Below are 25,351 nucleotides of genomic sequence, written 5' to 3'. Positions count from 1 at the left end.
AGAGAATATGCATTTTTCCCATTCCGATCGCGGCGCTGGGCGCCGGGGTTGCCGGCCGGGCCGGCACATGGATGACGCCATGGCCGATCGCGGGTTCGATCCGCGGGGCTTTGGCCATCGCGGTGAACGCGGCCATGGCCGCTTCTTCGGACCGGGTGGCTTTGGCCCTGAGGGGTTTGGACGCGGTTTCGGCGGCGGTCGGGCAGGTGGCCGGGGCGGTCCGTTCGGTGAGGACGGCTTTGGTGACGGTCCCTTCGGCGGTGGCCGGGGCGGGCGTGGCGGTGGGCGCCGCCGGCTGTTCGGCAATGATGCGCTCAAGCTCATCCTGCTCAAGCTGATCGCCGATGCGCCGCGCCACGGCTATGACCTGATCGGCGAGATCGAGAGCCTGTCGGGGTCTGTCTATGCGCCCAGTCCGGGCGTCGTCTATCCGACCCTGACCCTGCTGGCCGACATGGACCTGATCGCCGAGCAGCCCGGCGAAGGCAGCCGCAAGCTGTTCGCCATCACCGACGCGGGCACCGCCCATCTGGCCGAGCATGAGGCCGGCGTTGCCGAGGTGATGGAGAAGCTGGCGCATCTGGCCAGCAAGGCGCAGCGCAATGATGCCGCGCCGGTCCGCCGCGCGCTGCAGAATATGCGCGTGGCGATCCAGCATCGGCTTGAAAAGGAAGGCGCCGATTCCCAAACCATGTTCGACGTCGCGGCCCTGATCGACGAGGCCGCCAGCAAGATCGAAAGGCTCTGACCCCATGACGCTGACCGCCACCGTGCCCACCACCCATGGCAGCCGTTACCTGCAGCAGCTGTGCAAGCATTGGAGCCACAAGTTCGAGACCAGCTTCGACGCGGACAAGGGCGAGATCGCCTTTCCGATGGGGCCGATCCACCTCTCCGCCGATGCCGAGCTGCTGACCGTGGTGCTGGAGCCCAATGCGGACGCCGATGTCGAGAAGTTCAAGCAGGTCGTCGCCGACCATCTCGACCGCTTCGCCTTCCGCGAGGCGCCCTTGCCCTTCAACTGGGCCTGAGAGCCTGTTTGAAAAATCGCGAAAGAGCGATTTTTCAGCGCGGTTCCAGCCCGCTCCCCCGCCCAACCGCCCGACAGGATGACACTGGATCGGGTGGTTGGGCGGGGGAGCGGGCTGGAGCCGGCTTTCTCAAACAGTCTCTGACACGCGAAAGGGGCCGGGTCTGCACGGCCCGGCCCCTTCCCTGGTAAGCTCCATGAGGACCGGCAAACCCGGTCCTTCTTTGTGTCAGCTGTCGGTCTTGGCGCGCATGGCGGCCATGCGGGCGTTGGTCGCCTGCACGTCGGCGGCGGTGACGATACCGTCCTTGTCGGCGTCCTGCTCGGCAAAGGCACGCGCACCCGATGCGTCATATTCGGCCTGGGCCATCTTGCCGTCCTTGTCCTTGTCGAGGACGTTGAAGCGGACATGGGCCTGGCGGATCTGGCGCTGGCGCTCCTCGGTCTTCTTCTCTTCGGTCAGGCTCGATTCCGCGAGCTGCTTTTCGAGGCGGGCGGCATATTCGCCGACATATTCCTCCTCCGACACCCAACCGTCGCCATTGGCATCGGTCGCCTTGAAACGGGTGACGCGCACCGCGTCGAATTCGGCGCGGGTGACCTGGCCGTCATGGTCGCTGTCATAGTCGTGGACGAAGGCGCCGCCTTCATGCGGGGCGGCGAAGGCGGGCGTGCCGGCGGCGGCAACGACGGCGGCGATCAGGATGGAACGGGTGTTCATGATGTGTCTCCGGAATATCAGGCGGCGTCGAAGGCCAGCGTGTAGGTGTAGCTGCGATAGGGTGTTTCCGACCCGGCCGGCGCGGCGCCGCGATGGCGGACCAGGATCAGATAGGTGCCGGCGTCGTCCGGCTTCAGGCTGAAGCGGCCCTGCGCGTCGCTCTTGGTCTCGGTCGCGACCTTGCGGCCGTCATGCACGCCGGCGCTGCGAAACAGGGTGACCTGCGTGGCGGGCAGGGGCTTGCCGTCGAACAGCAGCACGAAGGTGGCGTCGCTGCCCGACACGATGGCGTTGGGATGGGTGACCGGCTGGATTTCGAGGCCCGTGCCGACGGGCTTGAGCGCGGCCTGCGTCGTCTGGCCGCGGGTGACATAGGCGTCGGCCAGCGTCATGCTCTGCACCTCGACCTCCTGCGCGCCGGGCTTGGGATCGCCGCCCTCGCCGCGCATCACCCAGGCATCGCCGACGCGGAACATCTTGCCCTTGCGCCCGGCGCGCTGGCCGGTGGTGATGCGATAGGTGCCGTCCGCCTTCAGATCGGCCTCGAACACCGACAGGTCGCGCAGATAGGTTACCGGGCCGGTGGTCGCTTGGCTGCCGTCCGGCGCGACCAGGTGGAAGGGCGCGTCGCGCATCGCGACTTCGGGGACGAAGGCGTCCTCGGCAAAGGCCGATGTGACGGTGACATGATCGGCCTTTCCGGCGTCGAACAGGGTCGGCAGCACATAGGGCATATGCGCCTGGGCAGCGGTGGCGCCGGCCAATAGCAGCACAGGCAAGGCGGCGGCGAACAGGGCGTTCACCGGGCGGCGATGGTTGGACAATGGGGTTCCCCTTGGTTTCGTTACGCGCCTCTATAATATATAGTGAGAATCACTTGCAATAGCATTTAATGCCGGTAGAGAGCGGCCAACCCGGCGCGTGATGCGCCGCAACAATGATACGGGGGCATTTTTCATGACCAAGTCCAAGACCCTGCTTCTGCTGGGCACCGCGCTGATTGCACTGCCGTTGCCGGCAATGGCCCAGGCGCAGAGTGACGACATCGCGGTGGCGAGCGATTCGCAGTTCGCGCTCGACCGGATGATCATCTCCGCAGGCGTCGAGAAGGTCGCGCTGGACACGCCGCAGGCGGTGACCGCGCTGGACCAGGAGGATATCGACCAGCTGCAGGCGACGACGATCGGCGACCTGCTGGAAGGCATGCCGGGCGTCAATGTGCAGGGCGGCGTCGGCCAGCTCGGCCAGGGCTTCAACATTCGCGGCATGGGCACGGCGATCGGCGACAGCGACAACCGCATCCTGATGACGGTCGATGGCGTCACCAAATTCTACGAACAATATCGCATGGGCGCCTTCTTCAGCGAGCCCGAACTCTACAAGCGGGTCGAGGTGCTGCGCGGGCCGGCATCCTCCACCCTCTATGGCGCGGGCGCGCTGGCGGGCGTGATCAACTTCACCACCAAGGATGCGTCGGACTTCCTGCGCGACGGCGACAAGCTGGCCGTGCGGTTGAAGGGCGCGACCGAAACCAATGCGCAGGGCCATACCCTGTCGGGCATCGTCGCGACCGAGCCGGTCGACGGCGTCGAACTGCTGGGCAGCTATAATTATCGCCGCACCGACGATTACAAGAGCGGCAATGGCGACACCGTCGCTGCCTCCGCCACCGAATCCGACAGCTGGCTGGTCAAGGGCCGGGTCGCGATCGGCGGCAACAAGAAGCATGCGATCTGGGCGTCCTACCAGGACTGGATCAGCGACGCGCCGCAGGTCTATGACCAGATTTCGGCCGCCACCGGCAGCTCGCTGATGCGCCGCCGGGTCCACGACAAGACCGCCGTGCTGGGCTATGTGAACGACTTTAACGGCAGCAAATTCTTCAATGTCGAGGCGCAGGTCGCCTATTCGCTGTCCAAGGTCCACCAGACCGAGACGACCTTCCTGGGCGCGAACCTGGAATATTCCGATTTCTCCTATGAAAGCTGGCAGGCCAAGGTCCAGAATACCAGCGAGTTCGCCATGGGCGGCGACTGGACGACCTTCCTGATCCTGGGCGGCCAGTGGAGCACGCAGGAACGGCGCAACCCGCGCGTCAATTTCGACGGCACGGTGACGCCGGGCGCGGGCACCCATCCCGAAGGCGACATGGACCGCTATGGCCTGTTCGGTCAGCTGGAGATCGTCTGGTCCGACAAGCTGACCATCATGCCCGGCGTGCGCGTCGACTGGACCCGCCTGACGCCGGGCGACACGGTGGTCGGCGGCACTGTCCTGACCGACAAGGTGAAGGATAGCGGCGTGTCGCCCAAGCTCGCGGCGCTCTACAATATCACGCCCTGGTTCGGTCTGTTCGGGTCGGTCGCGCGCACCGTGCGCATGCCCAATATCGACGAAATCTTCACCCGCAGCGCGACCCGGCCGAACAATCCGGACCTGAAGCCCGAGAAATCGGACAATTATGAAGCCGGCTTCACTTTGTCCTTCGACGATATGCTGGGCAAGAATGACCGCTTCCGCGCGAAGACCACCCTGTTCCAGAACGACGTCAAGGATCTGATCGTCAATGTCTCGGCCGCGGCGGGCACGCCCTATTTCCAGAATATCAACCGGTCGCGCTTCAAGGGCATCGAGCTGGAAGCCGAATATGGCATGGGCGGCTTCTATGCGCGCGGCAATGCCAGCTTCATCGATGGCAAGAACCGGCTGACCGGCGATTATCTCAACACCATCCCGGCGAACGACTATCGCCTGACGCTGGGCTATAATGATGTGGCGAGCGGCCTGTCGGGCGGCTGGACCGGCGAATTTGCCGAGCGGCAGGACAAGGTGACGCCGGGCAGCTTCGCCTCGGCCGGGTCGGGCCTGGCGACGCCGGGCTACAGCGTCCACAACCTGTTCTTCGCCTTCAAGCCGCAGGGTGGCGTGGCCAAGGGCTTCGAATTCCGCATCGCCATGGATAATATCTTCGACAAGCAATATCGCCGCCATCTGTCGTCGCTCGCCGCCGAGGGACAGAGCTTCCGCTTCACCGTGGCGAACACCTTCTGACGCCATGACGGGCGTGCGGCGTCCCTTTCGCGTCACGGGGCCGGCGGCGGCCTCGCTCGGGATCAACGCGCTGCTGATCGCGGCGTTGCTGAACCTGGGCATGGGCCGCGCGCCGAAGCGCGAGGAGGGGGCTGCACTGACCGTCATGTCGCTGGCGGCGCTGAAAGGCGTAGAGCAGGGGGCGGAGCAGGCCGAGGCAGCGGAGGCGACGGCGCAGCCCGAAGCCCCGGTGCCGACGCAGGCGCCGCCCCCCACGCCGGTCAGCCCGCCGCAGCCGGTGCCGCCGCCGATGGTGGCGATCCCTTCCGCATTGTCGCTGCCCGTCGCGGTGGCGCCGGCTGCTCCGTCCACGCCGGCGGCCGCGGCGGCGCCGTCGTCGCAGCCTGCGGCCAGGGCGGCGCCGGTCATGGCCGCCAGCGCCGGCGCGCCGCCGGCCCGGCGCGGGATCTCCGACGGGCTGGACGCCAACGCCCCGGCCGGCAACAGCCGCGCCTATGCCGCGCGGGTGCGTTCCTGGCTCTATGCCCACAAAATTTATCCCCGCCGCGCCAAGATGCGGCATGAGGAAGGGGTGGTGAAGGTCCGCTTCGTGATCGACCGCGCCGGCATGCTGATCGAAGGGCGGGTGATCAGCAGTTCCGGCCGCGCCTCGCTCGACGAGGAAGCCGCCGCCATGCTGCACCGCGCCTCGCCCTATCCCAAGGCCCCGTCCGACATATCCGGCGACCGCATCGAATTCACCGCGCCGGTGGAGTTCGTGCTGCCGGTGTAGCGGGGGGATGGTCTGAAAGCGAGCAGAAGCGGGCCTTGCCTTTTCCCATCCTCACTATTCTTGTCTGCGACTCCGCGCGAAACGATCCCGTGCAGCGATGCGAAGAGGCAGACGAAAGCAACGGCCGGAGCTGTCCCGGCAGCCAATATGACTGATCGATAGCGCCATATTGCGCCCCGACGCATATTTCGCATCAGCTTGTTTCCGAATCATTGCATTTGCAAATCAATCGCATTAAAGCGCCGCCCCAACATCCAGGGCGCCATGTTCAGGGCATGGCGAAATATGGGGGAAGTGCCTTATGTCCTTTGCATCGAAGAAGAATTTCGTCCGCTACGGCGCGGCGTCGATCGCTGCCTGCTTGCTGCTGGCTAACACCGGCGCCCAGGCCCAGGCGCCAGCGGACGAGCCTGATGCAAACGCGCCCGCCCCGGACTCCATTGTCGTCACCGGCCAGAATGAGACCAACGGCCTCAACCTCACCGCCCGCGAAACGCCCCAGTCGGTCACCAGCCTCGACAGCCTGCGCATGCAGGAACAGGGGCTGACCGACATTTCCGAAGTGATGCAGCAGATCGTCGGCATCCAGACCAACCGCTCCAGCGCGCTCGGCACCGACGGCACCAACTATACCGCGCGCGGCTTTGCGGTGCAGAATTATCTGGTCGACGGCGTCGCCCGACCGTCCAACATCTATGGCTTCACCGAAGATACCGCCGACATGATCGCCTATGACCGGATAGAGGTGATCCGCGGTTCGGCCGGCATGATGACCGGCACCGGCGAGCCGTCGGCGGCGATCAACATGATCCGCAAGCGCCCCGGCGCGGACCTGAGCGCCACGATCGCGGCGACCATCGGCTCCTGGGACAAGTACCGGCTGGAAGGCGATATCGGCGGCGCGCTGACCGCCAGCGGCCATATCCGCGCCCGCGTCGCCGGCGCCTGGCAGGATAATGATACTTTCATCGACCGCGAACATGCCAAGCGCCAGGCGCTCTATGGCGTGATCGAGGCCGATCTTGGCCCCAGCACGCTGCTGACCGCCGGCATCGAATATCAGAATTTCCGCAACGAAGGCGCCTCGCGCGGCGGCGTGCCGCTCTTCTTCACCGACGGCACGAAGACCGATTTCGCCCGCTCCACCAATGGCGGTGCCGACTGGTCCGACTTCAGCCGCAAGAGCGTCAACATCTTCGCCTCGATCGCCCATGATTTCGACGCCAACTGGCATTTGCAGGTCGATGCCGAGCACAAGTCTGGCTCCTATGACGAGACGATCGGCTATTATTTCGGCACCGCGATCGACAAGGAAACCGGTGATGGCGGCACCTTCTACGCCACCCGCTGGGCGTCGGACCTGACGCTCGACGCGGTCTATGCCAATCTGCGCGGCGCGTTCGAGGCGCTGGGCCAGGAACAGCATGTCGCCCTGACCGTGAGCCACACCCGTTTCGACGATGACCAGACGCCCTATCCCGGCTGGTGGGGTGGCAGCGACTATATGTATCCGATCAATGCCTATAGCTATTTCCCGACCGGCGACGTGGCCAAGCCCGACCTGACGCCATCGGGCGGCACCGCCGGCAACCGGATCGAGACCAGTTCGCTCGCCGGTGTCGCCCGGCTGAAGCCGATCGGCCCGCTCTCGATCATCGCCGGCGGCCGCCTCACCTGGTGGAAGCAGGACAGCTATGCGCAGGACGTCACCGGCCCCAAGGTCTGGAGCCCGGTGGTCGATGAAAAGGCGGTCTTCACCCCTTATGCCGGGCTGGTGCTGGACTTTACCAAGACCCTCTCGGCCTATGTCAGCTATGCCAGCGTGTTCACGCCGCAAACATCGCGCACCGTCGATGGCGACGTCATCGCCCCGCTCGAAGGCAATACCTATGAAGCCGGCCTCAAGGCCGACTTCCTCGATGGCCGCCTTAGCGCCACCGCCGCCGTGTTTAAGATGCAGCAGGATAATTATGCCCTGGCCGACGGCCCCGGCATTTTCGCGCCCGATGGCAGTTCGGCCTATCATGCGGTGTCGGGCATGAAGTCGTCGGGCTTCGAACTGGAGGTGAAGGGCGAAATCCTGCCCGGCTGGCGGATCGCCGGCGGCTTTGCCAATGCTCGTGCGGAAGATCGCGACGGCGTGCGCCAGATGCCGCAGATCGCCAAGAACAGCTTCAAGATGTTCAGCGCCTATACGCTGCCCGGCAATTTCAGCGCGCTGACGATCGGCGGCAATGTCGAGTGGCAGGGCAAGACCACGGCCGATGGCGAAGGGCCGAATGGCGAAACCTACAGCCAGGGCAGCCTGGCGGTGGTCGACCTGCTCGCCAATTATCGCTTCACCGACCATCTCTCGCTGTCGGTCCATGTCGAGAATATCTTCGACAAGACCTATTATTCGGGCCTCTATCTCGGCAGCGCCCGCTACGGCGAACCCCGTGCGGTGAAGTTCACCCTGCGCGGCACGCTGTAAGGGCAGGGGAGCGCCGCCTTTACCCGGCTTGCCCCCTGCTGGCGGGACAAGCCGGGTGCGTAGGCTGGTTCAGCCCTTGGCCTTGGTGGCGGCGATATAGGCCTGGACCTGTTCGCCCAGCACGTCGAGCGGCAGGGCGCCATTGGCCAGCACCACTTCATGGAAGTCGCGAATGTCGAACTTGGGGCCCAGCGCCTGCTCGGCTTCCTTGCGCAACTGGGCGATGCGGATCTGGCCGATCATGTAGCTGGTCGCCTGGCCCGGATTGTTGATGTAGCGATCGACTTCCTTGACGATGTCGCGTTCCGACAGGGGCGCATTGTCGCGGAAATACTGGATCGCCTGTTCGCGCGTCCAGCGCTTGGCGTGCATGCCGGTGTCGGTGACCAGGCGGATCGCGCGCCACATCTGCAGCGAGAGCATGCCGAATTCCGAATAGGGATCCTGATAGGCGCCCATTTCCTTGGCCAGGCGCTCGCTATAGAGGCCCCAGCCTTCGGTATAGGCGCCATAATAGCCGAAGCGGCGGAATTTGGGCAGGTCGGGCAGTTCCTGCGCGCGGGCGATCTGGAAATGATGGCCCGGCGCGCCTTCATGATGGGCGATCGCCGCGACCTGGGGCTTTTGCACCTGATTCATGTCGGCGAGGTTGACGTAGAAGATGCCGGGGCGCGATCCGTCGGGCGCGGGTTGGTTGTAGAAGGCGACCGAGGCAGTTTCCTGCCGCCAAGCCTCGACCGCGCGCACCTCCAGCTTCGCCTTGGGCAGGACGCGGAAGAAGCGCGGCGCGGCATCCATGGTCTGGGCGATGGCGGCGCGGGCATCGGCCAGATAGGCTTCGCGGCCGGCGGCATCATTGGGATATTTGAACTTGGGATCGGTGCGCAGCGCCTGGAAGAAATCGGTCAGCGATCCGGCAAAGCCGATCCGCGCCTTTACCGCCTCCATCTCCGCCCGGATCGCCTTGACCTGATCGAGGCCGATCTGGTGGATCTGGTCGGCGTTGAGGCTGGTGGTGGTGTAGAAGGCGAGGCGGGCGTTATAATAGGCCTCGCCACCCGGCAGGCTCCAGGCGCCGTCATTGCCCTTGGCCTTGGGCTCGATCGCATCGAGCGCGGCGAACAGGGTCTGGAAGCCCTTGGCGAAGGGGCCGGTCAGCGCGGCCTGTGCGTCCGCGATCAGCTTGGCCTTCTCCGCGTCCGATGCCTTGAGCGCGCCGACCTTCTTCTTGAAATCGGCGAACAGGGTGGAGTCCGGCCCCTGATCGAAGGGGGCGCCGCTGATCACCTTCTTCGCGTCGGCGCGGGCAGGGGCGAACACCATCTTGGGCGGGACGATGCCCTGTGCGGCCTGGTCGCGCATCTTGGTCGCGACCTCGTTCATCACCCGCTCGCTGTCGCGCAGGCGGGCAATATAGGCCTGGGCATCGGCGACGCTGTCGACGCGATGCTCGTTGATCAGGAAGACTGGGATATTGCCGGCCGGGCTGCCATTGGTGGACACGGGAAAGGCATATTTGGCGAAGGGCGCCTGCTGCTTCGACGTCGCTACCTGCGCTTCGAACAGACGATAGCTGAGGCGCGCGGAAGGGCCGAGCCGTTCGGGCGAGAAGCGGCGATGCAGTTCGGCAAGCTGCTGTTCCTGCAGCGCCAGGCTGCGGGCGTCGGCCCGTTCGCTATAATCGTCCAGCTTGCCATAGTCGGTCTTGAGGCCAAGGCTGGTCATCGATTCCGGGCTGAGCGCCAGTTGCTGGTCGAACGCCTGGTCGAGGAAGGCGAGCAGCGCCTTGTCTTCCTGAGCGGTCGCCGTGGTTGGGGACGCGGTTGGGGCTTGGGCCAGGATCGGGGCGGAGGCGCCGAGGGCAAGGAGCAGCGCGAGCGAGATACGGACGGTCATGGCAATTCCTGTCGCGAATAGGGATGGACAGGGAGAGACAGGCGCGCGGGCGCCAAGTCAAGCCGGGCCATGCGAAAGCGATCGCTTTTCCGGGGCTTGGGCGGCCGTCCTCGAAGCCTCTGGACAGGCCGTGCCTTTCTGCCATCTATTTTGCGCGCGACGATCATAGGTTGAGCGGGGGTAGGGCGATGGCGATCAGTCTCAAGGTCAATGGACAGACGCGCACGGTGGAGGCCGATCCGGCCAAGCCTTTGCTGTGGGCGCTGCGCGAGGATCTGGACATGGTCGGCACCAAGTTCGGTTGTGGCGCGGGGCTGTGCGGCGCCTGCACCGTCCATATCGACGGCAGCCCGGCGCGGGCCTGCCAGACGCCGATCGGCGAGGCGCAGGGCATGGCGATCACCACGATCGAGGCGGTGGCGCAGAGCGATGCGGGCAAGCGGATATCCGATGCCTGGGTCAAGCTGGACGTGCCGCAATGCGGCTATTGCCAGGCCGGGCAGATCATGAGCGCGAGCGCGCTGCTGGCGACCACGCCCGATCCCAGTGACGAGGACATCGATGCGGCGATGATGGGCAATCTCTGCCGCTGCTCCACCTATGTCCGTATCCGCGCCGCGATCAAGGATGCGGCCAGGGCGGGAGCGAAGGCATGAACGCGCCGATCCTGTCGCGCCGCCGCTTCCTGAGCGCCTCGCTGGTTGCGGGCGGTGGTTTGCTGTTCGATCTCAACATCCCGCTGGTGGGCGCGGCCGAGGGTGCGCCGCAGATATTGACCGCCTTCGTGCGCATCCTGCCCGACAATCGCGTCATCATCGGCGCGAAAAATGCCGAGATCGGGCAGGGCGCCAAGACCATGCTGCCGATGCTGATCGCCGAGAAACTGGACGTCGACTGGGCGCAGGTGACGATCGAGCAGACCCATGCCGACCAGAAGATTTTCGGCGGGCAGACGGCCGGCGGCAGTCGCACGACGCCGCGCGAATGGCTGCCGACGCGCAAGGCCGGGGCGGCAGCGCGCGCGATGCTGGTCGCGGCGGCGGCGCAACAATGGGGCGTGGCGCCCGCGACGCTGAAGACCGGCAGCGGCAAGGTGAGCGATCCGGCGTCGGGCAGGAGCATCAGCTATGCCGCGCTCGCCGCTGCTGCCGCGCAGCAGCCGGCGCCCGATCCGGCGACATTGACGCTGAAAGACCCCAAGGATTTCCGCATCATCGGCCAGTCGATCGGCGGCGTCGACACGCCCGCGATCGTTGCGGGCAAGCCCTTGTTCGGGATCGATTTCAAGCTGCCCGGCATGCTCTATGCCGTGCTCGAAACCTGCCCGGCCTTTGGCGGGACGTTCCAATCGGCCAATCTGGACGAAGTGAAGGCACTGCCCGGCGTGGCCCATGTGCTGACGATCAAGGGCGATGGCACGCCGGAATCGCTGTTCGACGGCGTCGCCATCCTGTCGACAAGCTGGTGGAGCGCCAATCAGGCGCGTGAGGCGCTGAAGGTCGAATGGGATATGCGCGCGGTGAGCGGCTTTTCGACCGAGGGCTATGCCACGCAGGCGGCCGAGCGGCTGAAGGGCAAAGCCGACGGAGACATCGTCCGTGCCGGTGATGTCGATGGGGCCTTTGCCGCTGCGGCAAAGACGGTCAGCGCGCGCTATGACTATCCGTTCCTGGCGCATGGGACGCTGGAACCGCAGAACTGCACCGCCTTGTTCAAGGATGGGGCGATCGAAATCTGGGCGCCGACGCAGAATCCGGAAAGCGGGCGCGGGCTGGTGGCCAAGGCGCTGAACCTGCCGCCGGAGAAAATCCGCATCAATTTCACCCGCATCGGCGGCGGCTTCGGTCGACGGCTGATGAATGATTATATGGTGCAGGCGGCGGCGATCGCGGCGCAAGTGCCGGGCGTGCCGGTGAAGCTGCTTTATAGCCGGCAGCAGGATATGCAGCGGGATTTCTATCGTCCGGCCGGCTGGCACGGGTTTCGCGCGGCGCTCGACAAGGCGGGCAAGCTGACCGCCTTCCACGATCATTTCGTGACTTTCGGCAAGGACGGCAAGCCGGTGCGGTCGGCCGAGATGCCGGCGACCGAAATCCCCGCCGGCCTGATCGACACGGTGCTGCTGGAACAGAGTTTCCTCAGCTCCAACATGCCGACCGGCTGGCTGCGCGCGCCCGGCTCCAATGCGCTGGCCTTCGTCACCCAGGCCTTCCTGGACGAAGTGGCCCAGGCGGCGGGCAAGGATCTGCCGACGCTGATGCTGGAATTGCTGGGCGACCCGCGCGAACTGCCGCGCGGCCCCAATGCGCCGCCCTTCGTCACCGGCCGCGCCAGGGGCGTGGTCGAGAAGGTGGTGGCGATGAGCGGCTGGGCCGATCGCGGGAAATTACCCAAGGGGCGGGGCAAGGGCTTTGCCTTTTACTATAGCCATATGGGCTATTTCGCCGAGGTGCTGGAGGTGGCGCTGGTCGATGGCATGCCGAAGGTCGCGACCGTGTGGGTCGCGGGCGATGCCGGCAGCCAGATCATCAACCCGATGAATGCGCTGCACCAGGCGCAGGGGTCGGTGATCGAGGGGCTGGGCCAGGCGCTGGCCGGGCAGAAGATCACGCAGGTGGCGGGGGCTGTCGAGCAGGCCAATTTCGACACCCATCCGCTGCAGCGCATCCCCGATACGCCGCAGATCATCGTCGAGTTCGTGAAGACCGATTATCCGCCGACCGGCATGGGCGAACCGGCGCTGCCCCCGGTGATCCCGGCGCTGGTCAATGCGCTGCACGCGGCCACCGGCAAGCGCATCCGCACCCTGCCGATCGTGCCGGAGATGTTCGCCTGAACCCTGTTTTCCGACCCCCTCTTTACTTGGTCTGAAAAATCTTGATGATCGTCAAGAATCTGATGGCGGATCGACATGGCGTCATCCGTCATGCCGGTCAGAGGGGCAAAAAAGCCCCCGCCTGAGATTGGGCCGCGTCCAGGGCAAAAGACCGGACGCCAAAGGGGGACATCAGGGTGAAGCAGCTTCCGGTGAAGTTCGGTCTGTTGGCGTTGTTCTCTGCGTCGGTTGTGCTGGCCCAAGGGGGTAGCGGGGCCGATGGCGGTCCCGACGGCGCGACGATGAAGGAGACGGAGGAGGGCATCCCCGTCACCGATCCGCTGGTCCAGGAAAAATGCGGCAGCTGTCACGCCCCCGATGCCAAGGGCAACCTGTCCCGCATCAGCTGGGTGCGCACCACGCCGGAGGGCTGGGCGCAGGCGATCAAGCGGATGGTGCGCTTGAACGGTCTGGGGATCACCCCCGAGGAATCGCGCGCGGTCATCAAGTCGCTCTCCGCCTCGCACGGGCTGGCGCCGGAGGAGGCGCGGCCGGTCATGTATCTGCCCGAAAAGCGGATCATCGACGAAGTGCTGCCCAACGAGACGATGCGCGGCGCCTGCGCCAGTTGCCATGCCTTTGCCCAGCCCCTGTCCTGGCGCCGGTCGAAACTGGAATGGAAGACGCTGCAGGATCTGCACGTCGCCCTCTATTCGCAGGCCGACGCCCAATATCGCCGCCCAGCCGAGGATAGCGAGCAGCCCGCCGGCCGCGACCCCAAGGACAAGATGACGCGCGGCGAATATGCGCTGACCTATCTCCCCAAGGTGGCGGGGCTGCATACGTCCGAATGGGCCGCCTGGAGCTCGCGCCTGCGCGCGCCGCGGCTGGCGGGTGACTGGCTGGTGGTGGCGTCGGTGCCGGGGCAGGGCCGCTTCGTCGGCACGATGACGGTGGCGCCGGGCGCGGCGGCCGACGAGTTCAAGACCAGTGCGTCGCTCACCTCACTAAGCAATGGCGCGACCATCAGCCGCAGCGGCACCGGCCTCGTCTATTCCGGCTATAGCTGGCGCGGCTCGTCCAAGGGCAGCGCGACGCCGGGCAAGCCCGATGATCTGGGCAGTCCGGCGCGCGAGACCATGTGGTTCGCACCCGACCAGCAGCGCGCCGAAGGGCGCTGGTTCTGGGGCGAATATCAGGAATTCGGCTATGATGTGAAGCTGGTCCGCGCGACCGCGGCACCCGCGATCCTGGCGGTGACGCCGGGCGCGGTGAAGGCCGGGGCGAAGGGCGTCGATGTCACCATCTGGGGCCATAATCTGCCCGCCTCGCTGACGGCGGCGGACGTCGATCTGGGCGCGGGCGTTACCGTCGCCAGGGTCGTGTCGGCGACGCCGGGCAAGGCGGTGCTGAGCGTCGATGTCGCGGCCAGCGCGCCCGCCGGCCAGCGCGATGTCGGCATTGGCGGCGCGGTGCTGGAAAAGGCGTTCCCGGTCTATCGCAAGGTCGATTATCTCAAGGTCACGCCGGAAACGAGCCTGGCGCGGCTGGGCGGCACCAAGTTCGCCAAGGGATACCAGCAGTTCGAGGCGATCGGTTACGACAATGGCCTGGATGGCAAGCCGAACACGAGCGACGACGTAGCCATCGGCCCGGTCGACGCGACCTGGTCGATGCAGGAATTCATGTCGGTCTATTATGATGACGACATGAAATATGTGGGGGCGCTGAGCCCCACCGCCTTCTTCACGCCGGGGCTGGAAGGCCCCAATCCCGAGCGCCGGTTCAGCCGCAACAATTATGGCGAGGTCTGGGTCGTCGCCACGGCGAAGGCGGAAAAGGACAAATTCGGCAAGCCCCTGAGCGCGCGGTCCTATCTGGTCGTGACCGTGCCCATGTATCAGCGCTTCGACCAGCCGGAGGTGTCGCGATGACCGTCATGCAGGCCCCCGCCTATCGCCGCGCCGAATATCATGGCTTTGCCGCCGGCGGCAGCGACTTCGTCTATCTGGTGAGCGCCGGCGCGATTTTCGAGATCGATGTGCAGGTGCAGGATGTGCTGGACCGGATCGACGGGCAGGAACTGGGCCATGCCGCGCTGGTCCGCGAACTGGCCGGCGAAGATGGCGACCTGGCCGAGGCGGAGGCGCTGGTGCGTGAATTGCGCGCGGTGCAGCTGATCCATCTGGGCGCGGCGCCGGTGTCGGTGCCCGAAGCGCCGCCGGCCGATTTCCCGTTGCAGGCGCTGGTGCTCAACATCACCAACCAATGCAACCTTGCCTGCACCTATTGCTATGAATTTGGCGCGGACAAGATCGCGACCCCGGCCGGCAAGCCCAAATATATGACGCTGGACACGGCGAAGGCGTCGGTCGACCTGCTGATCACCGAGGCGGCCCATCGTCCGTCGGTCCACATCACCTTCTTCGGTGGTGAAACCTTGATGAATTTCAAGCTTCTGCGCGATGTGGTCGATTATGCCAATGGCGCGACGGCGGCAGCGGGCAAGGGGATCACCTATAGCCTCACCACCAATGCGACCTTGCTGACGCCGGAGATCGTCACCTTCCTGTCGGACAATCGGGTCGGCGTGACCGTGTCGATGGATGGCCCGCCGGAGTTGCAGGACAAGCATCGCGTCTACAAGAATGGCAAGGGCAGCTATGCGGTGATCGAGCCGCGGCTGCGCACGCTGATCGCCCATCATCGCACCCGCGCCGTCACCGCGCGCGTCACCCTGACCGAGGGCGTGACCGATGTCGTGCGCATCTTCCGCCATCTGAAGGATGATCTGGGTTTTCACGAGGTCGGCTTCGCACCGGTGACCACAGGCGAGACGCGGGCCTATTCGATCGATGCCGACGGCATGGACAGCGTGCTGGCGCAGTTCAACCTGCTGGCGCGCGAATGGCTGGAATATGCGCTGCGCGGGCAGGTCCATGGCTTCACCAATGTCAGCGAGACCATCAGCGAGCTGATTTCGGGCGTCAACAAATCGCATCCCTGCGGCGCGGGCATGGGGCTGATGGGGGTCAGCCCGTCGGGCGACCTGTCGCCTTGCCACCGCTTCACCGACGCCGACACCCATGTGATGGGCCATGTTTCGAGCGGCATCGACCGGGCCAAGCAGGGCGATTTCCTGAGCCGGGGCCATGTCGGCGCCAAATATGATTGCCAGAGCTGCTGGGCGCGGCCGCTCTGCGCCGGCGGCTGCCACCATGAGGCGTTCGTCCGCTATGGCGACACCGGCCATGCCAATCTCCATTATTGCGACTGGATCCGGCAATGGACCGATACCTGCCTGCATATCTATGGCGAGCTGGCGGTGAAGAATCCCGGCTTCCTCGAGCATTTCGCTGAACGAAAGGGGCTGTCATGAAGCATCTTCGTGCCATCAACAAAAAGGCGCGGCGGATCGACGACGCCGTGACGCAGATGGAGGCGGCGAGCGAGGCCGCTGCTGCGTCTGGCACCACGCCATCCAACATGGAGGAGGATGTCGTCGCCCTGCAACAGGCGCCGCGTCCGCATGTGCCGATGGGCTGTACCCTGTCCTTCTCGCCCGGCTGGGAAGTGGATGCGGGCGGCGGCACGGCGGGCCTGTGCCAGCCGGTCGAGCGCGACATCTATGACTGCTACGTCACCTGCTTCTGGCCGGTGCAGGTGCCCGACCATGTGAATTATTCGCCCGACTGGGCCAGCAACTGCGCCACCGCGACCAAGGACTGGCGCAATCTCGACCTGGTATTCCCATGAGGCGCGCGATGCAGAAAATCCGCTTTGTCCTGACGGCGGGCTTCGCCGCGCTGGCGACCATCCCCACCCATGCGGCGACCCTGTTCATGGGCGCCTATCCCGACGTCCTGCTGGTCTTTGACGAGGGCAAGGGCGCGGTCACGCAGAAGATCAAGCTGGATACCGGCCTGCCGACCGCCATGAGCCTGTCGGACGATGGCAAGCGCATCTATGTGTCGACCATCACCACCAGCGGGATCGAGGTGATCGACGCCGCCAGCCGGCAGGTGGTGAGCAAGTTCAGCCTGAACGACGGCCCCAATCGCGTGCGCTTCTATGGCGGCGTGGCGGACCCGGCGGGCCGCTATTTCTACACGATCATCACCAGGATCGACAAGGAAATGGACCGCTACAAGGTCAGCAAGCCGCTTTATGGCGTGGTCGACCTGAAGCTCGGCAAGCTGGTGCGTACCGCCGAGATCGAGAAGGAGGACGAGAAGGCGATCGGCGGCTTTCGCGTCGCCTTCAAGGTGTCGGGCGACGGCAAATATCTTTATGCCTTTGGCGAGAAGGTGATCGTCATCGACACCGCGACGCTGAAGGCCACCGACCGCATCGATCTCGCCCGGCCCGAAGGCACGGGGCTGGAGAATGTCGGCTTTGGCGGATCGCTCGAAACGCTGCGGACGCCCGGCCAATATGTGTCGCTGTTCAACGCGGCCGACCCCTATATCCACAGCAAAATGTTCGGCCTGGCCCGGTTCGACCTCAACAGCCGCCAGTTCGACTTCACCCCGATCGGCCCGGCGCCGGCCGCCATGGCGGGCCTGGAAATCACGCCAGACGGCAAGCAGGCCTATACCGTCGTGACCAACGGCACGCTGGGATCGAAGCGCTGCGAATTCTGGCACATGGACCTTTCCACCAACGCGGTGGTCGACAAGGCGGAGTTCCCCTGCCGATCGCGCTTCCGCTTCGGCATGTCGATGGATGGGGCCAAGCTCTATATCTACGGCGCCAGCTTCGACATCGAAGTCTATGACGCGAAGACGCTGAAGCTGGAAGCGACCTGGGATCTGGGCAATGACGCGACCGGCGCCGGCATGGTGGCGGTGCCGTGAAAGTAATACGCTCACTTTCCGTTCGCTTCGAGCGAAGTCGAGAAGTGCGAAGCACAATTTTGCCCGTTTCTCGACACGCTCGAAACGAACGGGGGTTGGGGGCATGAGGTCCGTGGCCATCCGGGGTAGCGGGATGGCCGCCAATGCCTGCGCGCATCTGCTGAAAGGGGCGGGGCTTTGCGTCGGACAGGAGCCCGCCCATCGCCCGCCCGTGCCCAGCCTGTTGTTGAGCGAGGCGGCGCTGGCGTTGATGCGGGAGCTGTTCGCGCGGCCGGACCTGCTCGCGGACGCGCCGCGCGTGCGGCGCCGGCTGGTCGCCTGGGGCGGGGCGCCGGTGATGGTGCCGCATGAGGCGGTGCTGGCGTCGGAAGAACGGGTGCAGGCCGCGTTCGCGGTGGCGGAGACAGCGCCGATGGCTGCGCCCGATTTCACCATCCATGCCGCGCCGCCGCTGCCGATGGGCGAACTGCACGTCTTTGGCGAGCGCCATGCCGTCGCTGCCCGCGTGCGGCTGCGCGACCCGGCCTGCCGCGAGGAAGGCCGGGTCGAGGCGGTCGAGAGTGGCTGGCTGTTCCTGGTGCCGGCGAACGGGGGCGAGGGGTGGTTGCTGGGTGTCGGTGGCGAAATCGACGCGCTGCTGGCACAGAGTCGGCTGATCGCGCCGGTGGTCGATCCGATCGGCGGGTCGTCGCGCCCCTTTCTCGCCGCGCCGCGTCTGCATCTGCCGCTGGTCGGCGACGACTGGCTGGCCTGTGGCACCGCGGCGATCGGTTTCGATCCGATCTGCGGCGACGGTACTGCCCAGTCGGTGCGCGAGGCGATATTGGCGAGTGCGGTGCTGACGGGCATCGCGGCAGGCGGCGACCGGGCCGCTTTGCTCGGCCATTATCAGGCGATGCTGATCGCGGCGATGCGCCGGCATCTGCTGCTCTGTGCCCAATTTTACGCCGATGGCGGCCGGGGCGACTGGTGGCGCACCCAGCATGAGGCGCTGATGCAGGGGCATCGCTGGTGTACCGGGCTGCTGGCAAAGCTGCCCGAGCCGCAATATGCGCTGCATGGTCTGCGGCTGGTGCCACGGCGGGTGGCGGCATGAACGGGCCTGCGCCTGTCGCCGAATGGCGCAGCTATCGCCGGCTGCTCCCCTATATCCGGCCCTATCGGCGCGGGCTGATGCTGGTGTTGGCGATCAGTGTGCTGTCGACCGCGCTGGGGCTGGCGCAGCCCTATCTGTCCAAGCTGATGATCGATCAGGCGCTGCTGCGGCGGGACATGGGTGCGCTGTGGCGGATCGCCGGCATCATGATTACGGTCACGATACTCGGCTTTGGCGTCAACATCCTCGCAAGCTATCGCTATGTCCGGCTGTCGGCGGCGATGCTCTATGACATGCGGGCCGCGCTGCTGCGCCATCTCCAGACGCTCTCGCCCCGCTTCTATGCGAGCTTCCGGCTGGGCGATCTCGTCTCGCGCATGAACAGCGATGTGAGCGACGTGCAGCGGATCGCGTCCGACACCTTGCTCTCGGTGGTCAGCAATCTGCTCTTCTTCATCGGCTGCGTCGCGATGATGCTCTGGCTCGACTGGCGGCTGTTCCTGGTCGGCATACTGCTGGTGCCGGCCAGCCTTGCCGCCTTCACTCATTATCAGCGGCGGCTGACCGCGCTGACCCGCGACATGCGTGAGCGGGGCGCGGATCTCGGCAGTCTGCTGGTCGATACGGTGATGGGGATGCGCGTGGTCACCGCGCTGCGCGCCGGCGAGCATGAGGTCGGGCGCTTCAAGGCGAAGAATGACGCCTTTGTCGGCGCGATGCTGCGGATGCAGCTCGCCTCCTACATGACCGGGGCGCTGCCCGGCACGCTGATGACCGGGGCGACCTCCGCCGTGATCCTCTATGGCGGCTGGCGGATCATTGAGGGCGACATGAGCATCGGCACGCTCGTCGCCTTCATGACCTATCATATGCGGCTCTTGTCGCCGATCCAGACGCTGATGGGGCTGACCTCGGGGCTGGCGTCGGCGCGGGTGTCGCTGGGTCGCATTTTCGAACTGTTCGATACCCGCCCCGAAGTCGAGGAGCGCGCCGATGCCGCGCCGATCGGCCGGGTGCGCGGCGACATCCGCTTCGAGCAGGTGGCGATGCGCTATGATCGCGATCCGGTGCTGCGCGACATGGACCTGACCATATCCGCCGGCAGCATTTGCGCGATCCTGGGGCCGAGCGGCGTCGGCAAGTCGACCATGGCCGACCTGATGGTGCGCCATGCCGATCCGACCGCGGGATGTATTTTGCTCGACGGCCATGATCTGCGCGACCTGCGGCTCGACGATGTGCGGCGCGAGGTGATGCTGGTCGACCAGTCGCCCTGGCTGTTCAACGGCAGTATCGCCGCCAATATCGGCTTTGCCCTGCTGGATGTGCGCATCGAGGATATCGAGGCGGCGGCCCATGCCGCCGGGCTGGACGCATTCCTGGCGCGCCTGCCCGAGGGGCTGGACACCCGCACCGGCGAGCGCGGGCTGGCGCTGTCGGCGGGCGAGCGGCAGCGCATCGTCATCGCCCGCGCGCTGCTGCGCCGGCCATCGGTGCTGATCCTGGACGAGCCGACATCGGCGCTGGATGGCGAGACCGAGGCGCTGGTGGCGCAACGGCTGCGCGGTGCGCTGCCCGATGCGACGATCATCCTCATCACCCACAAGCCGGCGCTGGCGCGGGTCGCCGACCGGATCGTGACGATCACCGACGGGCAGGCGCATGTGGCGCAACAGCCCGAGCCTGCCCATGCCTGATCCGTTGCGCATCGCCGTGATCGACAGCGGCGTCCATCCCGCCCATCCCCATATCGACGCCGCCCGGCTATTGCCCGGCCTCGCCATCGCCAGGGATGGAGGTGACAGCGAAGCTGACACAGGTGACCGGCTGGGCCATGGCACCGCCGTCACCGCCGCGATTCAGGATCAGGCGCCCGATGCGCTCTGCCTGCCGATCCGGGTGTTCCATGATGCGCTCAGCACTACGGCGCGGGCACTGGTCGCGGCGATCGACCGGGCGGTCGTGGCACGGGTGGACCTCATCAACCTCAGCCTCGGTACGATCAATCCGGCCCATGGCGAGGCGTTCGCGGCAGCGGCCGAACGGGCGCTGGAGGCCGGCATACTGATCGTCGCGGCGCGCGATAATGACGGCACGCCCTGCTATCCCGGCAGTCTGGACATGGTGCTGGGCGTCGGCCTCGACTGGGAGTGTCCGCGCGACGATTTTCGGCTGCGGGCGGGGCTGGCCTTCGCCTCTGGCCATCCCCGGCCGATCCCCGGCGTGGCGCAGCGCCGCAATCTTCATGGTGTCAGTTTCGCTGTCGCCAACATGACCGGTCTGATCGCGCGGCAGGGGCGGGCGGGGCTGGCCCAATGGATGCCGGCCGGCGCCCGCGCACAGGCCGGTTGATCAGGCGCCCGGTTCGCTGAGCGCAATATCCATGTCGGCAAAGGCCAGGCGCAGCAGTTCGGCCATGGCGTTGCGCGCGGCCGCGGTGTCACGCGCGGCGATGGCGCGATGCACCGCCTGATGATCGGGCAGGGGATCGCGCGGCAACAGCTTCTTGCGATGCTTGAAGGTGGTGGTCCAACTCACCGCCGCGCCGACCGAACTGGCCAGCGCCTCCAGCGCGTCATTATGGGTCGCGGCCAGGATCGCATTGTGGAAACGCTGGTCGGCGGCGCGCCCTTCCGGCGTGGACAGGCCATAGCGTTCCATCTCGGCCAGCGCCGCGTCCATGATCGCCAGCTGATCGTCGGTGCGGCGGCGCGCGGCAAATTCTGCCGCTGCCGGCTCGATCACGCCGCGCAGCTCGAACAGGTCGCGGATGAAGGCGCGGTCGGGTTCGCCGGCGAACATCCAGGCGAGCATTTCGGGGTCGAGCACGTTCCAGCGCGCGCGCGGCAGGACGCGGGTGCCGGCCTTCGGGCGGCTTTCCAACATGCCCTTGGCGATCAGGATGCGGATCGCCTCGCGATAGGCGGTGCGCGATACGCCAAGGCGTTCGGACGCCTCGATCTCGCCCTCGAACAGGTCGCCGGGCTTGTGCCTGCCGGTCAGGATGGCGGTGCCCATGTCGCGGGCGATCGCCTGGTGAATGCGGAGCGAGCCTTCGTCCGACGCGAACTTGCGTTCCGGTCCGTCCTTGCGCTCGCTCCCCATTCTACCTCCGTTGAATTTAGTCCTCAAAATCAGCCGTAGGGCAATGCCGGCCACAAAGGAAGGCGTCGGCCACCAGGCGCAGCGGCGCGGTGTCGGCGTCGATCGCCTTGTCCGCCACCAGCCCGACGAAGCGCCGATACATGGTCGGATATTCCTCGTCCGGCGCCTTCAACTGGACTTCGCCGTCCAGGGTCAGCGTGTTGCCGCCTTCAGACAGGAGCAGCTTGCCATTGCTGGTTTCGACCGCGATGTCCCAGGTCTGGGGACCGGTCTGGCGCCAGTCGAACACGGTGTCGATCGGCGCGCCCGAAGCGGTCGCCATCGCCAGCGTCGCGCCGATCGGCGCCTGCTTGTTCGACGGCACTTCCAGTTCGGCCGACAGCAGGGTGATCGGTTCGGCGACGATTTCGGTCAGGATCGACAGGGCGTTGATGCCCGGATCGAACACGCCAAAGCCGCCCGCTTCCCAGATCCAGGGCTGGCCTGGATGCCAGTGACGGACATCCTCGCGCCACTGGATCGAGATGCGCTCGACCGTGCGCGACGCCATCCAGTCCTTGGCCTGGGCCACGGCGGCGGCATAGCGGCTGTGCCAGCTGGCATAGAGGGTGACGCCCTTGGCCTTGGCCAGGGCGATCAGCGCGTCCACTTCCGACACGGTCGCGCCCGGCGGCTTTTCCAGGAAGACATGCTTGCCGGCCAAGATCGCCTGACGGGCCGCCTGATAGCGGACCTGCGGCGGCTGGCACAGGATGACGGCATCCATGTCGGGCTCGCCCGCCAGCATCGCGCCGAGATCGGGATAATTATTTACCCCTTCGCCCTGCGCGTTGCGGCTGGCGACGGCGACCAGGTCGATGCCGTCGATCTTGGCGATCGCGGGCAGATGCTGGTCGCGGGCGATCTTGCCCAAGCCTACGAGGCCGGCCTTGATGCTCATAGCGCCTTTACCTTGGTCTTGCCCTCGTCCGCTGCGCGCGTGAGGCCATTGCGGACCGGCAGGGTGAAGGGCTTGGCCTCGACCTCGAACATATCGCCTTCCTGCGTGGCGAAGCCATCGGAGAAGGAGAGGGTGGCGGTGCCGAAGAAATGGACATGAATGTCGCCGGGGCGGCGGAACAGGCCATATTTGAAATGATGATGTTCCAGGTTCGCGATCGTGTGCGACATGTTGGTCTCACCCGACAGGAACGGCTTTTCCCACACCGTCTCGCCATTGCGGACGATGCGGCTGGTGCCGCGCAGATCCTGCGGCAGGTCACCCAGCAGCAGTTCCGGGCCGAGCGAGGCCTGGCGCAGCTTGGAGTGGGCGAGCCACAGATAATTGCCGCGTTCGGTGATGTGATCGGAAAATTCATTGCCGATCGCAAAGCCCAGACGCACTGGCGTGCCGTCGGCGTCGATCAGGTAGATGCCGGCAACTTCGGGTTCCTCGCCACCATCCTCGGCAAAGGCCGGCATGGTGAAGTCCTGGCCCGGATCGACCAGGATCTGGCCGTCGCCCTTGTAGAACCATTCGGGCTGCGCACCGATGCCGTCATCGGCGGGCTTGCCGCCTTCGACGCCCATCAGGAACATGCGCATGGAGTCGGTGAGGTCGCCCGAGGTGGCGGCCTTGTGCATCTTGTCGCGGCCTTCGGCCGAGCCAAGATGGGTCAGCCCGGTGCCGGCGACCAGCAGATGCGCCGCATCCTCATGGTCGATCGGCGACAGCAGGGTGACGGCGGACAGGTCCACCGCGTCGCCCAGCTTGCCTTCCGCAAAGGCGGCCAGGCCCTGGCCCGCCGCGATCGCGTCCAGCGCCAGCTGGCGGGTGGAGCTTGCGCCCGTCACCCGCTTCGCCGCGCCGTTTTCGTCAATGGCGGCGACGCCCCGTGCGTCGCCATCCTTGAACTGAACCAGCGAAATGACGGTCACTGCGCCAGCTCCAGCTTGCCTTCCATGCGGCGGTTGAGCTTCCAGGGGTTGGCCGCCTTCAGCGCCGGCGGCAGCACGGCGTCGACGACGTCCTGATAGCAGACCGGACGCAGGAAGCGCATCATGGCCAGCGTGCCGACCGAGGTGGTGCGGCCGTCCGAGGTCGACGGGAAGGGACCGCCATGGACCATGGCATGGGTCACTTCGACGCCGGTCGGCCAGCCATTGGCGAGCACGCGGCCGACCTTGCGGGACAGGGTGGGCAGCAGCTTGGCGGCATTGTCATTGTCGCTTTCGTCCATCTGCAGCGTGGCGGTCAGCTGACCTTCCATCTGGGCGATGGTGGCGATCACTTCCTCGATCGTGGCGCACTTCACCAGGATCGACGAGGAACCGAACACTTCATGCGACAGCGCCGGGTTGGTGCGGAACTGTTCGCCGCTGGTGGCGAACAGGGCCGACTGGGCCAGGTTCACGCCTTCGGCTTCGGCGCCGCGCGCCACGGTGGTGACGCCTTCCGCGCCGGCCAGCGCCGCGACGCCCTTTTCATAGGCGGCGTGGATGCCCGGCGTCAGCATGACATGGGGCTGATTGGCCGACAGGGCCGTTGCCGCCGAAGCGACGAAACGGTCGAGATCGGGGCTGTCGAGCGCGATCACCATGCCGGGGTTGGTGCAGAACTGGCCAGCGAACAGGCTGAGCGAACCGACGAAGGCGGTGCCCAGCGCTTCGGCGCGGGCAGCGAGCGCGCCCGGCAGCAGCACGACCGGGTTGATCGACGACATTTCCGAATAGACCGGGATCGGCTCTTCGCGGTTGGCGGCGATCTTCATCAGCGCAATGCCGCCGCCGCGCGAACCGGTGAAGCCGACCGCCTTGATGCGGGCGTCGGCGACCAGCGCGCCGCCCAGATCATTGGTGGTGCCGGGCAGGTAGGAGAAGACGCCTTCATGCAGGCCGCTGGCCTTGACCGCGGCGGCAATGGCGCGGGCGACCAGTTCGCCGGTGCCGGGGTGGGCCGGGTGGCCCTTCACGACGACCGGGCAGCCGGCGGCGAAGGCCGATGCGGTGTCACCGCCCGCGACCGAGAAGGCGAGCGGGAAGTTGGAGGCGCCGAACACGGCGACCGGGCCGACGGCATGGTTGACGCGGCGCAGGTCGCTGCGGGGCAGCGGGGTGCGTTCCGGTAGCGCCTTGTCGATGGTCACGTCGAGCCAGTCACCCTGACGGACATAGGAAGCGAACAGGCGCAGCTGGCCGACGGTGCGGCCACGCTCGCCCTCCAGGCGGCCACGCGGCAGGCCGGTTTCGCTCATGGCGGTGGTGATCAGCAGGTCGCCGATTTCCATGATCTGGTCGGCCACGGCTTCCAGGAAGGAAGCGCGGGTTTCGGGAGACAGGGTCGAGAAGCCCTCGAACGCGCTGTCGGCCAGCGCGCAGGCGTCGGCGACATCGGCGGTCGAGGCGTTGTGGAAGGCGACGTCGCCCTTGGCGCCGGTCGACGGATCGACCGCGAAGAAGGGCTCACCACCGGTGCGCTCGGCAGCACCGACCAGAATGGCTCCGTTGAACATGGATATCTCCCGAAATGTCGTGGAAAGGGGGTAATATTTGCCGGA

Annotated in this window: 21 protein-coding genes; 14 read left to right on the top strand and 7 right to left on the bottom strand. The window is 66.2% G+C overall.

Features of this window, described 5'->3' with window-relative positions; translation table 11 throughout:
• Positions 1-79 precede the first annotated feature (79 nt).
• Both E5554_RS20750 and E5554_RS20745 read left to right on the top strand, forming a co-directional pair.
• On the top strand, positions 80-748 hold the full coding sequence (locus tag E5554_RS20750; protein ID WP_210729780.1) for a PadR family transcriptional regulator: 669 nt from the start codon (positions 80-82) through the stop codon (positions 746-748).
• A 4-nt stretch (positions 749-752) separates the two neighbouring features.
• Entirely contained in the window at positions 753-1,031 is a 279-nt protein-coding gene (locus E5554_RS20745; RefSeq protein ID WP_004210943.1) for a DUF2218 domain-containing protein, read from the top strand.
• A gap of 228 nt (positions 1,032-1,259) precedes the next feature.
• Here E5554_RS20745 and E5554_RS20740 read toward each other — a convergent pair whose 3' ends face one another.
• Positions 1,260-1,751 (bottom strand): hypothetical protein, encoded by a 492-nt coding sequence (locus tag E5554_RS20740; RefSeq protein ID WP_136187941.1) that lies wholly within the window; start codon positions 1,749-1,751, stop codon positions 1,260-1,262.
• Between the two features lie 17 nt (positions 1,752-1,768).
• Positions 1,769-2,575: a DUF4198 domain-containing protein gene (locus E5554_RS20735; RefSeq protein WP_136187940.1), complete on the bottom strand. Its 807-nt coding sequence runs from the start codon at positions 2,573-2,575 to the stop codon at positions 1,769-1,771.
• A gap of 133 nt (positions 2,576-2,708) precedes the next feature.
• Between E5554_RS20735 and E5554_RS20730 the strand changes: the two genes are divergently transcribed.
• From E5554_RS20730 to E5554_RS20720, 3 genes are all read left to right on the top strand, one after another.
• On the top strand, positions 2,709-4,802 hold the full coding sequence (locus tag E5554_RS20730; protein ID WP_004210946.1) for a TonB-dependent receptor: 2,094 nt from the start codon (positions 2,709-2,711) through the stop codon (positions 4,800-4,802).
• Positions 4,803-4,806: 4 nt separating this feature from the next.
• The gene (locus E5554_RS20725) at positions 4,807-5,574 is read left to right on the top strand and encodes an energy transducer TonB (RefSeq protein ID WP_136187938.1); all 768 of its coding nucleotides are present in this window, start codon (positions 4,807-4,809) and stop codon (positions 5,572-5,574) included.
• A 301-nt stretch (positions 5,575-5,875) separates the two neighbouring features.
• Positions 5,876-8,047, top strand: a complete 2,172-nt coding sequence (locus tag E5554_RS20720; RefSeq protein WP_136187937.1) for a TonB-dependent siderophore receptor — start codon at positions 5,876-5,878, stop codon at positions 8,045-8,047.
• A gap of 69 nt (positions 8,048-8,116) precedes the next feature.
• Here the strand turns inward: E5554_RS20720 and E5554_RS20715 are convergent, their stop codons facing one another.
• Positions 8,117-9,943, bottom strand: coding sequence for a DUF885 domain-containing protein (locus E5554_RS20715; RefSeq protein WP_136187936.1), 1,827 nt, complete (start codon positions 9,941-9,943; stop codon positions 8,117-8,119).
• A gap of 188 nt (positions 9,944-10,131) precedes the next feature.
• On the opposite strand from E5554_RS20715, the gene E5554_RS20710 reads away from it, so the two are divergent.
• From E5554_RS20710 to E5554_RS20670, 9 genes are all read left to right on the top strand, one after another.
• Positions 10,132-10,599 (top strand): (2Fe-2S)-binding protein, encoded by a 468-nt coding sequence (locus E5554_RS20710; protein WP_004210954.1) that lies wholly within the window; start codon positions 10,132-10,134, stop codon positions 10,597-10,599.
• Positions 10,596-12,779 carry a molybdopterin cofactor-binding domain-containing protein gene (locus tag E5554_RS20705; protein ID WP_136187935.1) on the top strand — a complete coding sequence of 728 codons (2,184 nt, stop codon included), beginning with the start codon at positions 10,596-10,598 and terminating at the stop codon, positions 12,777-12,779. The genes E5554_RS20710 and E5554_RS20705 overlap by 4 nt, the downstream gene beginning before the upstream one ends.
• A 176-nt stretch (positions 12,780-12,955) precedes the next feature.
• Positions 12,956-14,692, top strand: a complete 1,737-nt coding sequence (peaA, locus tag E5554_RS20700) for a quinohemoprotein amine dehydrogenase subunit alpha (RefSeq protein ID WP_136187934.1) — start codon at positions 12,956-12,958, stop codon at positions 14,690-14,692.
• Positions 14,689-16,137, top strand: coding sequence for a quinohemoprotein amine dehydrogenase maturation protein (gene peaB, locus E5554_RS20695; protein ID WP_136187933.1), 1,449 nt, complete (start codon positions 14,689-14,691; stop codon positions 16,135-16,137). Before peaA ends, peaB begins: the two co-directional genes overlap by 4 nt.
• Positions 16,134-16,514: a quinohemoprotein amine dehydrogenase subunit gamma gene (qhpC, locus tag E5554_RS20690; protein WP_136187932.1), complete on the top strand. Its 381-nt coding sequence runs from the start codon at positions 16,134-16,136 to the stop codon at positions 16,512-16,514. The genes peaB and qhpC overlap by 4 nt, the downstream gene beginning before the upstream one ends.
• A gap of 8 nt (positions 16,515-16,522) precedes the next feature.
• The gene (locus E5554_RS20685) at positions 16,523-17,614 is read left to right on the top strand and encodes a hypothetical protein (protein ID WP_136188430.1); all 1,092 of its coding nucleotides are present in this window, start codon (positions 16,523-16,525) and stop codon (positions 17,612-17,614) included.
• A gap of 103 nt (positions 17,615-17,717) precedes the next feature.
• Positions 17,718-18,710: a hypothetical protein gene (locus E5554_RS20680; RefSeq protein ID WP_136187931.1), complete on the top strand. Its 993-nt coding sequence runs from the start codon at positions 17,718-17,720 to the stop codon at positions 18,708-18,710.
• Positions 18,707-20,407 (top strand): ABC transporter ATP-binding protein, encoded by a 1,701-nt coding sequence (locus tag E5554_RS20675; RefSeq protein ID WP_136187930.1) that lies wholly within the window; start codon positions 18,707-18,709, stop codon positions 20,405-20,407. Before E5554_RS20680 ends, E5554_RS20675 begins: the two co-directional genes overlap by 4 nt.
• The gene (locus tag E5554_RS20670; protein ID WP_247594319.1) at positions 20,373-21,062 is read left to right on the top strand and encodes a S8 family serine peptidase; all 690 of its coding nucleotides are present in this window, start codon (positions 20,373-20,375) and stop codon (positions 21,060-21,062) included. The genes E5554_RS20675 and E5554_RS20670 overlap by 35 nt, the downstream gene beginning before the upstream one ends.
• On the opposite strand, the gene E5554_RS20665 is transcribed toward E5554_RS20670, so the two are convergent.
• The 4 genes from E5554_RS20665 to E5554_RS20650 are packed head-to-tail and all read right to left on the bottom strand — an operon-like array spanning position 21,063 to position 25,306.
• Positions 21,063-21,815, bottom strand: coding sequence for an FCD domain-containing protein (locus tag E5554_RS20665; RefSeq protein ID WP_004210963.1), 753 nt, complete (start codon positions 21,813-21,815; stop codon positions 21,063-21,065).
• A gap of 16 nt (positions 21,816-21,831) precedes the next feature.
• On the bottom strand, positions 21,832-22,755 hold the full coding sequence (locus E5554_RS20660) for a Gfo/Idh/MocA family oxidoreductase (protein ID WP_037509830.1): 924 nt from the start codon (positions 22,753-22,755) through the stop codon (positions 21,832-21,834).
• Positions 22,752-23,732, bottom strand: coding sequence for an AraD1 family protein (araD1, locus tag E5554_RS20655; protein WP_136187929.1), 981 nt, complete (start codon positions 23,730-23,732; stop codon positions 22,752-22,754). Before araD1 ends, E5554_RS20660 begins: the two co-directional genes overlap by 4 nt.
• Positions 23,729-25,306: an aldehyde dehydrogenase (NADP(+)) gene (locus E5554_RS20650; protein WP_136187928.1), complete on the bottom strand. Its 1,578-nt coding sequence runs from the start codon at positions 25,304-25,306 to the stop codon at positions 23,729-23,731. The genes araD1 and E5554_RS20650 overlap by 4 nt, the downstream gene beginning before the upstream one ends.
• Positions 25,307-25,351: the final 45 nt, after the last annotated feature.

It is taken from the genome of Sphingobium sp. PAMC28499 (assembly GCF_004795815.1).
Lineage (GTDB): Bacteria > Pseudomonadota > Alphaproteobacteria > Sphingomonadales > Sphingomonadaceae > Sphingobium > Sphingobium yanoikuyae.
Note: the sequence above shows the minus strand (reverse complement) of the source record. Positions and strands in the feature narration are given on the sequence as shown.